Consider the following 14,390-nt stretch of genomic DNA (forward strand, 5'->3'; position numbering starts at 1 on the left):
TATTTTATGTGTACCATTTATGTATGTATTCGGTGAAATCACTACGATTTGGTATGATTTCACACTATAACACTAAAATTCACACTTTGCCCTATAATCCTTCATTATTTATCATATACATTATATGAAAAAGTTTATTAACAAAAACTAGGAAGCTAATTTCCTCGGGTAATTCTTTTATTCGGTTCAAGATAATATTTAATTGATCTTGTAAAATTGTAGGTCTGTTCGCTATGCACAAGGAAGAACTAATACAACTCCACACATATATGGCTCAAATGAAGAGATACTTTGAGAGGCACGGTGTAACGCACGAGTTCGACGACTACAAGGCTTTATCGATAAGCCCCGTCCACATCCACAGGAGTAAGGCGGATCACAAGCGCGCAATTTTTATTTTAGGAGGCGAGCTTGCCACTCTCATGTCACGGGATGACCCCATCTTCGAAGAAGCGTCTACCCATATGAGAGATTCTCTGAATTCCGTCATTAAGCTTATCGGTAATAACTGATAGGGCCCCTGATTGTGGTAAAGAATTCGTTGTCCGAAAATACGGGTTCGAGATATTTTTGTTTTGAGATTAAGAGGCGGTATGGATGCAGATGCATTTTCATAACCATACCGTCTTCTCCATCTGAATAATACTTTTTTTCAGTCCAGCAGGGTATGAATCCTATTGATCTGTATAACTTTTGTGCTCCAGTATTACTGTTTCTTACTTCCAGTCTCGCGTATTTAAGCCCGTTTGCAACAAAAATGTCACATATGGCATGAATAAGTTCAGTGCCTATTCCCCTTCCCCGATATTCTTTTTTTACGCCAACGGAAAAGATATGCCCTTCGTTTTCCGCGGAACGGTAGCCTACTACATACCCCACGACTCTTCCATCCTGTTCCGCAACAAGGAAGCCATCTCCAACCATTTCGTAAAAATTCATATACACCAGGGAATTGTGCTCCGAAAAAGCCTCTTCTTCGATTTCAACTATTTCCTCGAAGTCCTCAGGTGTGAAACGTCTTATCATAATATCATTATATATTCCTGCCATTTTATTACTTCTTCGAAGGAAGGACAACTCTATCGCGGAAGCCTGTATGGTTTTTAAATATTTTTCCATTAAGGAACACCTTTTTCTGGTGCCTGTTCCGCGTTTCTTTAATGTCTTTCCGGGCTGAAAATAAGGCTGAAAATAAGGCTGAAAATAAGGCTAAATAATCAGCCTTAAACTTTTCAGCCTTATTTTCAGCCTTAAGGCTTTCATGTTTAAAGCTTTTTAACGTGACGGACGTCTACTGCAACACCCCTACCTGATTTCTCCATTTCTCTCCCGCTCATCATAGCCCTTCCCACACAGAGGGCTTTTTTCCCGATAACTATTACCTCATCGTTTGGTCGTATTTCGGGATCTGCCTCAAGCACACCAGGGGCAAGAATAGAGCCTCGTGGGACAAAATCATCGATCTTTACCACATATTTCTCACTTTTTAGCACCAGTTCCGCTCCTTCAGGAGAGAGGGCAAGCATCCCATACTGCGGAATTAAAGTTGCAAGCTGTTTTTTCCCGGTAAAGAGCTGGTACTTAGGGAAACGGCCCTTAACCACAGGGTTTCCGCCCTCTCCCGAAAAGAGAAGCCCTGCACCCTCTCCAAACTGATAGCCTGCAACCGCCTTTACGAAATTCTTCTTCTCTTCTTCAGCATTCTGTTTTTTCTGGTTGAAATTCTCGGATGTACAGATAGATTCAACGGTATTTTTCAGGTTCAAAAGAGACTCGTAGGATGTGAGACTTTCCCCTGCAGTATAGACTATGTCAATCCCCAGCTTTTCAGCTACCCTTTCACAGATCTCCCTGTATGCCCCTTCCACATGGGCAACTACTGCCTTATACCTGTGTTTTGAGAGATAGGCTTCAAGGCAGCCGGAAACCCAGGCTTTTTCTTCTTCGTCCCAGTGCCCGGTTACTGCAGTATCGTAATGGGCTGCCGGGTAGGTAAGTTCGAGTTCTCTGGGCACGATTCCCAGGGGTGAGGTTATGACCACTTCATGGACAAACTTCCGGTATTTGCCAAGAGTAAGGATAAACTTCTGGTGGGACTGGGAAATTGAATAGGGTTTTTTAGCTGCACACGGGAGGAGCAGGAGGATATCAAGATCTGGGGGTGCATACCTTTCCTGCACGCGCTGCGCAAACCTGACCACTTCGATCCTTGAAAGGGCTTCGGAAGTATCTGCAAGGAGCTGGTTTTGCCGGAAAGCAGGAACTCTTTCTTCAAGGTAGGAGTATTCGAAGTCCCCAAGGCGGAGCAGGGCTGTAAGCCATGGCCTGACCCTGCACTGCCCTTCAACATATTCACGCAGTGTCCCTGCCCGAATTTTTTCGCGGACAAGAGCAAGTTCGGCGTCAAGGGCGTCCCTGTTATGAGCTGAAAGAAGCTTTGCCCTGTCGGCTCTCGGGAGAGTTAGAAGCTCTGCAGGCGTGGTGGAGGCACATACTCTGCACCTGCAGGGAAACTCTACAAGGGAGTCAAGATAAAAACTGCCCGCAGCTGTAAGGTAAACATCAGAATAAGCTGCAATCTCTGCCTTTGTATCGTCCATAACATCGATCCCGATGTAGGCAAGCATTGCTGCATTTTCAGGACGTGCCAGGTTGGGAGCATAGAGAGCAGTGTCCGGAGGGATTTGGTTTTTCAGGTCTATTAACGTTTCCAGAAACCTTCGAGCATTATTTTCCAGAGTCCCTGCCCCTTCCATTATATAAAAGTCGCTTTTTTGAATCTTTCCTCCTGCTCTTAGAAGAGAACCTGTGGGACCTTCATTTTCAGGATTTCCATCAGTTGTGACAGTAAATGTTTCTACTTTTCCGATAGATTCGGCTGGAATGGCAGGCGAATAAACCTGATGGGGAAGAATTATGAGAGTTCCTTTACCTGTCTTTTCGCGGATTTCCTTTATACGTGCTTCAAGCTCTTCCCGGCCGAGAGTCCAGAGGCTGCCTGCATCAACAATAGGTCCGGGGTTCTCAAAGTCTCCGAGTGCTGCCGTATGCAGGGCACAGGGAGTGCGGAGTTCGGGAGCGAGCAGGAGTTTTCCTATACGGGCTGCTCCATCTCTATTTTCTATTTCAAAGTACTGTGTCATGTTTGTCCTCTTATGTCTATCAGGATGTAAAGGTTTGCCCTGCATTTTTTTCTGAAAAAGCTCTTATTTATCTTTCTTTTTCCTTTAATTTATCTTCACTTTTTGAAAGCCTGTAAATTCTCTCCAGATTTTAAATGGGTCTCAGAGGAAGGAGGATGGTATATTCTTATATATTATTAATATTGATTATCTGCTGCAACTTATCTCTCATTTCTGTCCCAACCATGGCAGAACTTTCTATTTTTCACATCCGAATCCCACATTTGAGGTCTATAATGGATATAACTGCAGAGCTTCGAAAAATCGTTGGCGAGCGGCTCTCGGTCTCGCCTTCTGAACTTTATTGTTATTCTTCTGACGCATCCCAGGTCAAAGGGATGCCTGATTACGTGGTACGCCCGAAAAGCACGGAAGAAGTCAGCCGGATTGTCAGGCTTGCTTATGAAAATGAAATCCCTGTGACTGCAAGGGGAGCAGGCACCGGACTTGCCGGGGGCGCTGTCCCTGTTGAAGGGGGTATTGTGCTGGATATGTCAGGGATGAACAGCATTCTTGAAATCGATATTGACAATATCCAGGTAGTTGTTGAACCTGGAATAATCCAGGACGCCCTTAATGACGTCTTAAAGCCATACGGCTTTTTCTTCCCCCCCAACCCTGGCAGTTCTGCAATGTGTACTATCGGGGGCATGATAGCTTATAATGCAAGCGGGATGCGTTGTGTCAAGTACGGCACCACCAGGAATTATGTGCGCGACCTGGAAGTGGTGCTTGCGGACGGGACTGTCGTTCACACAGGTTCAAAGATGCTGAAATCCGCTGCAGGCTATGACCTTACCCAGCTCATTATAGGCTCTGAAGGCACTCTAGGGATTGTTACCAAAGCCAGCCTGAAGATCGCTCCTCTCCCGAAGACCCGGAAACTTGTAATTGCTTCCTTTAAAAGTGCGGAAATTGCGGGGCAGGCGGTTGTAAAAACCTTCTCAAACGGGGTCATCCCCTCCGCCTGCGAGATCCTTGACAGGGTTTCCCTGCAGGTGCTTAAACGCTGCGACCCGAAACTTGCGCTCCCTTCAGAGGGTGATGTAATCCTTTTTGAGGTAGATGGCACTGAAAATTCGGCGCATGAAGCTGCAGAGCAGATAATAGAGGTCTGTTCCCCTCTTGCCATTTCTATAAAGCTTGCAGAAAGTGAGAAGGAAATGGTAGATATCTGGGCAGCCAGAAAACTTGTAGGAGCTGCAGTTTCCCGCCTAGATCCCACGAAAACCAGAATTTACGTGGGAGAAGATGTAGGAGTTCCTATAAAGAAGGTTCCGGAACTGCTCAGGAAAGCACAGGAAATTTCTGAGAAATTCAACCTGCCTGCCATGAAATATGGGCATATTGGAGACGGAAACCTGCACCTTGCCCTTTTCATTGATGTCCTGGATAAGGACGAGTGGGACCGCCTTAACAGGGCCGCAGACCTTATCCACAGGACTGCAATCGAGCTTGGGGGCACTGTCAGTTCCGAACACGGTGTGGGTGCAGCCAGGGCTGAATACATGGAAGCTCAGTGGGGTCCTGCTCTTGAGGTAATGCGTGCAATCAAAAAAGCCCTTGACCCGAAAGGCATCCTGAACCCGGGCAAGCTGGGGCTGTGAGATATATGAAAAACGAAGGAAAAAAGGAAACCGGAAGGGCAGAAGAATTGAATGAAGATGAAATAAGCGAGAAAAGCAGCAAAAAGCTTCCCTTTGAAATTGACCGCCGTTCGGTTTATAAATGCGTGCAGTGCGGAACCTGCCGCTCAGTCTGCCCTGTCTTTGATGTAGTCGGCTGGGAATCTGCCAATACACGCGGAAGGATGCTTATCATTAAAAGCCTGCTAGAAGGAAGGCCGCCGTCCGAAGATGTCCTCTCAAGCCTGGCTTCCTGCACAACCTGTGGGATCTGTGCTGCCAAATGCCCTGCCGGAGCAAATCCTCCTGAAGTAGTGGAAGCTGCCCGCGCCCAGCTGGTAAAATGTGGTGTGACAACTGAAGCCCAGGAAAAATTGAAAACTGCAGTTATGACCAGCGGCAATTCCTTTGGAGAAACAAGAAGTCGTCTTCACTGGCTTTCCGATACCGAACATTCAAAACTCCCGCAGAAGTCCGACTATGTATACTTTGTAGGCTGTTTCGACTCTTACCGCTATCCCGAATTTGCAAAAAAGACTTTTGAGGTTTTGCAGCGTTTTGGAGTTACCCTCCTGCCGGATGAGCAGTGCTGTGCTTCTCCTCTCCTCCGTACGGGTTTTAGAGAAGATGCGGGAAAGGTTATGGAGCACAACCTTGAACAGATTCGGAAAGTGGGAGCCCACACCGTCATTACGGGTTGCGCAGGTTGCTACACCACTCTCAAGAACAACTACCCCGAAGAGCTAAGAGTCATCAGCCTCCCCGAGTTCCTTGCCGAGCATCTTGCAGAGCTAAACCTGAAGCGCCTTGACCTCACAGTTACTTACCATGACCCCTGCCACCTGGGAAGGCACAATAAGGTCTATGACGCTCCCAGGAAGGTTATTCAGGCTATCTGTACCCTCAAAGAAATGAAAAATATAAAAGAAAACTCCCGCTGCTGCGGCGGTGGGGGCGGAGTCAGGATAGGATATCCCGACATCTCCCTTGAGCTTGCCAGAAAAAGGCTTGAAGACGTGCCCGAAGACGTGGACTACATTGTTACTTCTTGTCCCCTCTGCGTGAGGAACCTCAGAGATGCAGGCGGAGATATCGAGATTATAGATATTGTAGAACTCGTGGCAATGGCAATGAAGTGAGTTTAGCTTCCTCTAAGTTTAGCCACAATAGTCAGCTACCTGTTTCTCAGTTAATTTTCACTGCTGACCATTTTTATTCGGTCAGTTAATTTTTTCTCATGAGAATAGCTTTTACGTTTTTGAAATATAATGGTAAGAACGGTAAGTAATCCATCTTCTATCTAAACGATATTTTTATTTCTTGAAAATGACTTTTGTTTATAGGATTTTCTGATAATGAGCTTTAGAGGTAGGTTAGGAGGAGGATCGTGAGCAAAAAAATAACTTTTCATAACATTTCACCTGCTGCGTTTAGATGCATGAAAAAGAAGCTTCAGGATATGTCTATCCATGTCCCTCCAGGCAACAAAGGGGAACTTTCAGGCCAGGGAGTTGCTGCGGATTTCAAATGGGATGGAGAGTCCGAACTTACCATCACAATCACGAAAAAGCCATTTATTGTCAGTTACGAGACCGTAGCCTTCAAGATAAAGGATTTTGTCAAAGAGTGTCACGGTTCGCTTGGAAAAGGCCCGGGATGAAGTATGGGCGGAAGGAAACTGGATAGTGAAGGTTGCCAGGGAATTAAGTTTAAAAACGTGACTCCTGATGTTTTTTCCTGCATGAAGAAAAAACTCCAGGATTATGGGATAGAAACTTCACCTGGAAATTCCGGAATACTTGAAGGAAATGGCATAGTTGCCCATTTTAGCTGGGATGGGGAAGCAAACCTGGTAATTGAGGTCCAGGAAAGGCCCTTAACTACTTACTGCGGGCAGGTAAGCGGAAAATTGAGGGCTTTTCTGCGCGAGTGTCATGGATACTGAGGAAATCAGCAAAATCTGCTCATTCCTGCATCCCAAACTCAGGACAAAAAAGTCTATTAAGCTGTTTCAATAAAATTTGTTCTTTCTTCTTATCAAGCACTTATGGGCATTTCCCACAAGATCGAGCCGTCCTGCTTTTTCCAGGGCCTCATATACAAGTTCATAGTTTGCAGGGCTCCTGTAATGCATAAGGGCTCTCTGCATAGTTTTTTCTTTTTTACCCTTTGCAACGTATACTTTTTTGCCTGTGAACGGGTCAAGCCCTGTGTAATACATACAGGTCGAGACTGTCATAGGAGTTGGGGTGAAGTCCTGCACCTGTTCGGTATACCCCCCATGGTCCCGCACATACTCTGCCATTTCGATCATATCTTCAAGAGTGCAGCCAGGGTGTCCTGACATCAGGTAGTTTACAATGTACTGTTCCTTGCCGCATTTTTTGTTAAGGGCAGTAAACTTTTCAGCGAATCTTTCATAGACTTCCTTTCCGGGCTTTGACATTGCATCAGTTACCCGTTTTGAGAAGTGTTCAGGCGCAACCCGCAGCTGTCCGCTGATATGGTAGGAGCAGAGTTCCTCTAAATATTCCTCATCTTCAAGGGCAAGGTCATAGCGCACACCATAACCTGTAAAGACATGCTTGACCCGGGGAAGTTCGCGCAGGCGCTTCATTAATTCGAGCAGCTTTTTATGGCTTGTATCAAGAGAAGGGCAGGTACGCGGGTAAAGGCAGGCTTTATCCAGGCAGGCCCCTTTCTTTTCCCAGGACCTGCACCCCATGCCGTACATATTGGCAGTTGGGCCTCCGACTCCGTTGATTATGCCTTTGAAGTCCGGCTTTTCAGTAAGCTTTTTTGCCTCACGCAGGACGGACTCGATGCTTCGGCTTGCAATCATGCGCCCCTGATGCTGGGTGATAGCGCAAAAAGAACAGCCTCCGAAGCAGCCCCTGTGCGTTGTCAGGGAGAACTTAACCATCTCAAGAGCAGGTACGGGTTCAGTATAGGAAGGGTGGGCTTCGCCAGTAAAAGGTAACTCGTAGACGTGGTCAAGTTCTTCCTCTGTCAGGAGGCGCATTGGCCTGTTCTGTACAATAACGGTTTTTGGGTGAGGCTGGACAACATCTTTTCCGGTAATCGGATTCTGTTCTAGGAAGTACATGCGGAAAGCTTTTGCAAAGGCCGTTTTATCCTGAGAAACTTCGGAAAATGAAGGGATTTCGATGTATTCCTTGAAAAATTCGGTTGCGTCCATGGCTACGTCTCGAGCTATATCCTCGGCCGTATTATCGGATTCACTCTCTTCTGATTCTTTCTCCCCCTTTCGTTCCTGTTTGCCCTGTTCCTGCCTATCCTGTTCCTCAGCAGTCCCTCTTCTTTTTTTCTTGAGCTCTTTCCAGGCTTTGACTTCCATCTTCCAGACCGTGCCTGGGATATCTCTGATCTTCCTGATGCCCTCTCCAGCTTGAAGGCGCTTTGCAATTTCTACAATCTGGAGTTCTCCCATGCCGTAGACAACAAGGTCCGCAGGGGCGTCAGCCATAATTGACTGCCTTACCTTATCCGAAAGATAATCATAATGGGCAAAGCGCCGTAAGGAAGCTTCAATTCCTCCAAGTATTATCGGCACATCAGGAAAGACTTCTTTTATCCTGTTTGAATATATTATTATGGCACGATTCGGACGAAGACCTGTTTTGCCTCCCGGGGAGTATGCGTCCTTATCTCGAGGCTTAAGGCCCGGGGTCAGGTTGCTGACCATCGAGTCGGTGTTTCCGGCGCTTACGGAAAAAAAGAGCCTGGGCTTTCCAAATTTTTTGAAATCTTCAGGACTGTCCCAGCGAGGCTGGGCAATTATTCCTACCCTGAAGCCGGCATCTTCAAGGACCCTGCCAATAATCGCAGTCCCGAAACTGGAGTGGTCCACATAAGCGTCTCCGGTAACCAGAATAATGTCAAGTTCTTTCCAGCCGCGGGCTTTTACTTCTTCAGGGCTCATCGGGAGAAACTTTGATACAGGGAGAGATGGAGAAAAGCTTTTTTTCTGCTTTCTTTCTTTCTTCCCGGCTTTAGTCTCAGGCCTGGATTCGGGTTTTTTTTCCGGTTCGGATTTTTTTCCTTTTCCTGCTGAGGCTACTAGCTCTGTCTTTTCGGGTTTTATTGAAGCCTTGATCCAGGATTTTACTTCTTTTCCGGTTTCTATTTTTTTTGGAACGAAGGAGCTGGTTTTCCTGCTAGATTCTTCCCTATCCGGCTTTTCATCCCTTTCTTTATCTGTTTTTTTCCGGTTGAATTTTTTATTTTCTGTTGGGACTGCTGTATCTTTTACCATAATCTACTTCCGGACTTCTAATCTTTTAATCCCTGTTTCTTATTCGCTGCCCTCATGCTCCCATCATCATCTTTAGCATTGTATATGATGCTATAATCTGTTTGTTTCCGTCCCGGTCATTCGGGGCTCCGTGTCCGGAATACAGGATTTTTACATCGAGTTTTGTAAGTTTTTCTATGGAGCCGAGCATCATGTCAGGTTCTGAGCCTTCAAAGTCCATTCTTCCGAACCCTCCTCCCGGAAATACAGTATCTCCGGAAAAAAGACTCTTCGAGACCGGTTCATAGAGGCAGATGCTCCCTTTTGAGTGTCCCGGAGTGTGAATAACTTCGAGGGATTCCCCCTCTCCTATGTCGATTTTATCTCCCTCTTCATATGTAATCGTGGGTTTGACAGCAGGTGCGCGGTCTCCAAAGAGCACGGAGACGCTCATATATTCATCGTTTACGCTCTCAAGGTCGGCTTTATGTATCCCAACTTCCGCCCCGCTCTTTTCTGCAATTGCTGCTGCTGCTGCTGTATGGTCATAATGGCAGTGAGTCAGGATGATGAGTTTCAGATCTGTAAGTTTGATGTACTTTTCAAGTTGTTTAATGATCAGATCACTGCTCATTCCCGCATCAATAAGGACTTTCCCGTTTACTAGATAGACACTGGAATCGTAAGCTGTGGGGCAAATGTACCGGACTTCCATATTTTTCCTCCTTGTTCCTCTTTCTGTTTTTTCATTTTCCTTATTCTTCCCTTGTTTTTTTCACTTTTTATTTCCTTTCTTTTTCCGCTTCTTTTTTCTTTTTTCCCTCTTTTTCCTTGAAACTATTTTAAAACATTATATCTTGAAGGCTCTGCGTGCATTTTCGGTTGCAAATTTAGCAATTTCTGCAGGCTCCATTTCCTTAAGTTGCGCTATCACGGGAATTGAATCTACAATAAAAGCAGGCTCATTTCTACCCTTGCGCGGGGAGAGAAAAGGGCTGTCAGTTTCCAGGAGCAGGTTTTCAAGGGGTACTTCTGCTGCAAGGGTCTGGTGATGTTTGGAAAAACAGACAAGGGTAGCCAGGGAAATATAGTAACCCGCGTCCACGATTTCCCTCATGGTCTCAACAGGGCCACTATAGCAATGGTAAATTACAGTATCCACGCCTCTTACAAGCTTCAAAACTTCTGCTTCAGCCAGTCGGGCATGCACCACAAGAGGTTTTTCTATGTTCTTTGCAAGCTCGACTACTTTTTTAAACGAAGCTGTTTGCCTGGCACGTTCTTCATTTGTTTTGCAGTCCTGAAAGTCAAGACCTGCTTCTCCTATCCCGACTGCATTTCCTGCATTGGCTTCTATCTGGGCAATGATAGCATCTATATCTTTATCACTGCCTTCCCTGCCAATGTCAGGGCTCAGTCCCAGTACGGCATGAATATCTTCATTCTTTTCCGCAAGCTCAAGACTTATGCGGTTGCCTTTAAGGGAAATTCCGGAGTTGACCATTCCGATAACTCCTGCCTTCCGAGCGCGGAGGATAGTCTCTTCCCGATCGGGGTTGAACTTAGGAAAATCAAGGTGACAGTGAGAATCAATAATTGGATGAATTGGATAAGGCATGGGTTTGTATTCCATTTCATTTTATTTTACTTTATACATGCTTGAGGAATACAAACCCGAAAAACGAACGGGATATTACAGGCCTTATCCGGTTTAAGGTTTAGAGCTGTTAGTTTCGATATTATTTTTCCGGTTTTCCATATGTTGTTTTCCGGTTTTCCATATGTTGTTTTCCGATTTTCAGCTCTTTTCTTTTTTCTTTTTAGTTTTTTCTTTTTGCCTTTCAGCTTTTTTCTTCTTTTTTATACAGCAGGTTCATAGCATTTACAAGGGCTTCCACGGAAGCCATAACAATGTCCGGATTTGCGGATCTTGCTGTTACAATCCTGCCTTTTTCGTTTTCGAGACCTATGTATACATCGGCAAGAGCATCTGCCCCGCCGGTAATGGCATCGATCCTGAAATCCTGGAGTTTGAAGTGGTTGCTCTCGCCGAGGATATCTCTTACAGCTTTGAGAGCTGCATCCACTGGTCCGACTCCGGTTCTTGCTGCAATAATTTCTTTTCCTTCGATATCTGCCTTGACTACAGCCGTAGGTGTTAGGATGTTTCCTGTCATGACGGATACTTCTTTGAGCTTTATCAGTTCTTCATCAGAACTTGCTTTTCCGAGCACTGCAGAGGCGACTGCATAGAGATCGGCATCTGTTATCTGTTTGCCTTTGTTTGCGATTTCTTTGATCCTGAGCACAATCTCGTCGAGCTGCTTTTCATTGGTTTTTATGCCAGCAGACTCCAGGGACTGTTTGACTGCATGTTTGCCTGTGTGCTTTCCAAGGACAATGCGCCGCCTGTGTCCAACCATTTCCGGGGTCATAATACCTGGTTCGAAGGTGTCAGATTTTTCAAGTACTCCCTGACTGTGGATTCCCGATTCGTGGGAAAAGGCGTTTTGCCCGACCACAGGCGTGTTTGGTGGGAGCCTGATTCCTGTATAGTTTTCAACCATCTTCGAGGTTTCTACAAGAAATTCTGTCCGGATATTGGTTTTTGCACCGTAGATTGACCTGAGGCTCATCACTGTCTGGGAAAGGTCAGCATTTCCTGCCCTCTCACCAATACCGTTTATAGTGACCTGTACCTGAGATGCCCCGGCCTCAACAGCCATAAGGCTGTTTGCTACTGCAAGCCCGAAATCATTGTGGCAGTGTACATCTATCGGAATCGTTATTTCGGCTGCAATGTCTCTTATCTGTCTGTACATTGCAGATGGAACCATAATTCCGACAGTGTCCGGCACGTTAATGATGTCGCATCCTGCCTCCTGGACCGCCTTGAAAACCTCTATGAGGTATGCAGGGTCGGTTCTTGTGGCATCCATCGCGGAAAACATGCACTTCATTCCGTGGTCTTTGATGTACTGGACAGCTTCTATAGCCAGTTGAATGACTTCTTCCTGGCTCTTCTTAATTGTATAGATCCGCTGTACATCCGAGGTCGGGACGAAAGTATGCACAAGGCCAACATCACTTTCAAAACAGGCATCGATATCTTTTTTCAGCACACGAGCTAGCCCACAGACTGTGGTGTCAAGCCCAGCATTAGAAATCGATTTTACGGATTCTTTATCTCCTTCTGAAGATATGGGAAATCCGGCTTCTATTATGTCTACCCCGAGTTTGTCAAGTTGACGAGCAATTTCCAGCTTCTGGGAAGAAGTCAGGGATACGCCCGGGGTTTGTTCTCCGTCACGCAGTGTTGTGTCAAAAATAGTTACTTTTTTATTCTGCATAGGTTCGATGTAAAAATCGATCCCTTCTTTCAGTGTGTACGTCCATAGTAATCATCAATTTGAATGTACACTTCTGGTATATAAACACCATGTTTATTTTTAAATGTTTTATTAGAATTTTACATTCTTGAGCTTTTGATAAAAAAGTATTTATAGTAGATGTCCCATTCTAGGGTTGCTTCTAAGGGTGTCACAAGACATCCCGAAGGTGAAAAACGGAATTTGAAAAACAGAGTTCGAAAAACAGAACAGGTACTTAAAAACGAAACCTGAAAAACGGAATAAAAAGTGCCTGAGCGGTTTGTTTTTACAAATGATCGCTAATAAAAACGGACGAAGATAAGGATTCAAAAGGACAACTCCTTTGAAATCTTTTAACCATTCACTTTCCATCTTTCAATTTGTTCAACCTTCTTTGAAGGAAAAAGCTTATATACAAGACACGTCTTGTATGTATCCCTCACACATCAATTGTGCGAGACTCACCTGCTTCCGATCTTTAATGATTGGAGCTGCAGTATCTCTGTAGGTTCAAGCAAAATTCGTTTTGCGCCGAATCTGCTTTGAAAATTGCGGGGTGGGAAAAAGCTTATATACAAGAAATACCTTGTATGTATCCCTCACACAAAGCAATTGTGTGGGTTGAATTTCAAARATCTCTTTCATCTTTTAATGGAGACAGAAGTTGTTTTCTGTCTGACGAGGATTTGTCGGTTCGGTTAATTCTGGGTGATAGGTGTTTTCACATCTATCGCGAAATGAACTAACTGAATTTGATGTTGTTAGTGCAAGTTTCTGCGACCAAGACCTTTAATTTCAACGAGTGTGCTATAACAATTCTGGTTGATCCTGCCAGAGGTTACTGCTATCGGTGTTCGCCTAAGCCATGCGAGTCATATGTTCTTCGTGAACATGGCGTACTGCTCAGTAACACGTGGATAACCTGCCCTTGGGTCCGGCATAACCCCGGGAAACTGGGGATAATTCCGGATACCGCATATCTGCTGGAATGCTTTATGCGTAAAATGGATTCGTCTGCCCAAGGATGGGTCTGCGGCCTATCAGGTAGTAGTGGGTGTAACGTACCTACTAGCCAACGACGGGTACGGGTTGTGAGAGCAAGAGCCCGGAGATGGATTCTGAGACATGAATCCAGGCCCTACGGGGCGCAGCAGGCGCGAAAACTTTACAATGCGGGAAACCGTGATAAGGGGACACCGAGTGCCAGCATCATATGCTGGCTGTCCGGGTGTGTAAAATACACCTGTTAGCAAGGGCCGGGCAAGACCGGTGCCAGCCGCCGCGGTAACACCGGCGGCCCGAGTGGTGATCGTGATTATTGGGTCTAAAGGGTCCGTAGCCGGTTTGGTCAGTCCTCCGGGAAATCTGACGGCTTAACCGTTAGGCTTTCGGGGGATACTGCCAGGCTTGGAACCGGGAGAGGTAAGAGGTACTACAGGGGTAGGAGTGAAATCTTGTAATCCCTGTGGGACCACCTGTGGCGAAGGCGTCTTACCAGAACGGGTTCGACGGTGAGGGACGAAAGCTGGGGGCACGAACCGGATTAGATACCCGGGTAGTCCCAGCCGTAAACGATGCTCGCTAGGTGTCAGGCATGGCGCGACCGTGTCTGGTGCCGCAGGGAAGCCGTGAAGCGAGCCACCTGGGAAGTACGGCCGCAAGGCTGAAACTTAAAGGAATTGGCGGGGGAGCACAACAACGGGTGGAGCCTGCGGTTTAATTGGACTCAACGCCGGACAACTCACCGGGGGCGACAGCAATATGTAGGCCAAGCTGAAGACTTTGCCTGAATCGCTGAGAGGAGGTGCATGGCCGTCGCCAGTTCGTACTGTGAAGCATCCTGTTAAGTCAGGCAACGAGCGAGACCCGTGCCCACTGTTACCAGCATGTCCTCCGGGACGATGGGTACTCTGTGGGGACCGCCGGTGTTAAATCGGAGGAAGGTGCGGGCCACGGT

At 46.2% G+C, this 14,390-nt stretch carries 11 protein-coding genes and 1 rRNA gene; 6 read left to right on the plus strand and 6 right to left on the minus strand.

What is annotated here, in order from left to right; genetic code table 11:
• Nucleotides 1-233: 233 nt before the first annotated feature.
• Nucleotides 234-512, plus strand: coding sequence for a UPF0058 family protein (locus FXV91_RS18275; RefSeq protein WP_011024502.1), 279 nt, complete (start codon nt 234-236; stop codon nt 510-512).
• Here FXV91_RS18275 and rimI read toward each other — a convergent pair.
• Both rimI and arcS read right to left on the minus strand, forming a co-directional pair.
• Nucleotides 496-1,026 (minus strand): ribosomal protein S18-alanine N-acetyltransferase, encoded by a 531-nt coding sequence (gene rimI, locus FXV91_RS18280; protein WP_229392235.1) that lies wholly within the window; start codon nt 1,024-1,026, stop codon nt 496-498. The genes FXV91_RS18275 and rimI overlap by 17 nt on opposite strands.
• A gap of 239 nt (nt 1,027-1,265) precedes the next feature.
• Entirely contained in the window at nt 1,266-3,143 is a 1,878-nt protein-coding gene (arcS, locus tag FXV91_RS18285; protein ID WP_229392224.1) for an archaeosine synthase subunit alpha, read from the minus strand.
• A gap of 275 nt (nt 3,144-3,418) precedes the next feature.
• Here arcS and FXV91_RS18290 point away from each other — a divergent pair, with 275 nt between their 5' ends.
• The 4 genes from FXV91_RS18290 to FXV91_RS18305 all read left to right on the plus strand — a co-directional run bounded on the left by FXV91_RS18290 (nt 3,419) and on the right by FXV91_RS18305 (nt 6,752).
• Nucleotides 3,419-4,789: an FAD-binding oxidoreductase gene (locus FXV91_RS18290; RefSeq protein ID WP_229392225.1), complete on the plus strand. Its 1,371-nt coding sequence runs from the start codon at nt 3,419-3,421 to the stop codon at nt 4,787-4,789.
• A 5-nt stretch (nt 4,790-4,794) separates the two neighbouring features.
• The gene (locus tag FXV91_RS18295; protein WP_229392226.1) at nt 4,795-5,946 is read left to right on the plus strand and encodes a (Fe-S)-binding protein; all 1,152 of its coding nucleotides are present in this window, start codon (nt 4,795-4,797) and stop codon (nt 5,944-5,946) included.
• Between the two features lie 248 nt (nt 5,947-6,194).
• A complete protein-coding gene (locus FXV91_RS18300) occupies nt 6,195-6,467 on the plus strand; it encodes a hypothetical protein (protein WP_229392227.1) in 273 nt (90 codons plus the stop codon).
• 3 nt (nt 6,468-6,470) lie between these two features.
• Entirely contained in the window at nt 6,471-6,752 is a 282-nt protein-coding gene (locus FXV91_RS18305; protein ID WP_229392228.1) for a hypothetical protein, read from the plus strand.
• Nucleotides 6,753-6,818: 66 nt separating this feature from the next.
• Here FXV91_RS18305 and FXV91_RS18310 read toward each other — a convergent pair whose 3' ends face one another.
• The 4 genes from FXV91_RS18310 to FXV91_RS18325 all read right to left on the minus strand — a co-directional run bounded on the left by FXV91_RS18310 (nt 6,819) and on the right by FXV91_RS18325 (nt 12,412).
• Nucleotides 6,819-8,750, minus strand: a complete 1,932-nt coding sequence (locus FXV91_RS18310; RefSeq protein ID WP_229392236.1) for a YgiQ family radical SAM protein — start codon at nt 8,748-8,750, stop codon at nt 6,819-6,821.
• A gap of 385 nt (nt 8,751-9,135) precedes the next feature.
• A complete protein-coding gene (locus FXV91_RS18315; RefSeq protein WP_229392229.1) occupies nt 9,136-9,777 on the minus strand; it encodes an MBL fold metallo-hydrolase in 642 nt (213 codons plus the stop codon).
• 135 nt (nt 9,778-9,912) lie between these two features.
• Nucleotides 9,913-10,695, minus strand: a complete 783-nt coding sequence (locus FXV91_RS18320) for a TatD family hydrolase (RefSeq protein WP_229392230.1) — start codon at nt 10,693-10,695, stop codon at nt 9,913-9,915.
• 208 nt (nt 10,696-10,903) lie between these two features.
• Nucleotides 10,904-12,412: a 2-isopropylmalate synthase gene (locus FXV91_RS18325; protein ID WP_229392231.1), complete on the minus strand. Its 1,509-nt coding sequence runs from the start codon at nt 12,410-12,412 to the stop codon at nt 10,904-10,906.
• An 836-nt stretch (nt 12,413-13,248) separates the two neighbouring features.
• Between FXV91_RS18325 and FXV91_RS18330 the strand changes: the two genes are divergently transcribed.
• Nucleotides 13,249-14,390: ribosomal RNA gene (locus FXV91_RS18330) — 16S ribosomal RNA — on the plus strand; the annotation flags it as partial.

It is taken from the genome of Methanosarcina sp. DH2 (assembly GCF_020804225.1).
GTDB lineage: Archaea > Halobacteriota > Methanosarcinia > Methanosarcinales > Methanosarcinaceae > Methanosarcina.

Excerpts from the sequence above, each read along its gene's own strand:
- FXV91_RS18275 (WP_011024502.1), top strand. The coding sequence starts at position 234 with ATGCACAAGGAAGAACTAATACAACTCCACACATATATGGCTCAAATG.
- rimI (WP_229392235.1), bottom strand. The coding sequence starts at position 1,026 with ATGATAAGACGTTTCACACCTGAGGACTTCGAGGAAATAGTTGAAATC.
- arcS (WP_229392224.1), bottom strand. The coding sequence starts at position 3,143 with ATGACACAGTACTTTGAAATAGAAAATAGAGATGGAGCAGCCCGTATA.
- FXV91_RS18290 (WP_229392225.1), top strand. The coding sequence starts at position 3,419 with ATGGATATAACTGCAGAGCTTCGAAAAATCGTTGGCGAGCGGCTCTCG.
- FXV91_RS18295 (WP_229392226.1), top strand. The coding sequence starts at position 4,795 with ATGAAAAACGAAGGAAAAAAGGAAACCGGAAGGGCAGAAGAATTGAAT.
- FXV91_RS18305 (WP_229392228.1), top strand. The coding sequence starts at position 6,471 with ATGGGCGGAAGGAAACTGGATAGTGAAGGTTGCCAGGGAATTAAGTTT.
- FXV91_RS18310 (WP_229392236.1), bottom strand. The coding sequence starts at position 8,750 with ATGAGCCCTGAAGAAGTAAAAGCCCGCGGCTGGAAAGAACTTGACATT.
- FXV91_RS18315 (WP_229392229.1), bottom strand. The coding sequence starts at position 9,777 with ATGGAAGTCCGGTACATTTGCCCCACAGCTTACGATTCCAGTGTCTAT.
- FXV91_RS18320 (WP_229392230.1), bottom strand. The coding sequence starts at position 10,695 with ATGGAATACAAACCCATGCCTTATCCAATTCATCCAATTATTGATTCT.
- FXV91_RS18325 (WP_229392231.1), bottom strand. The coding sequence starts at position 12,412 with ATGCAGAATAAAAAAGTAACTATTTTTGACACAACACTGCGTGACGGA.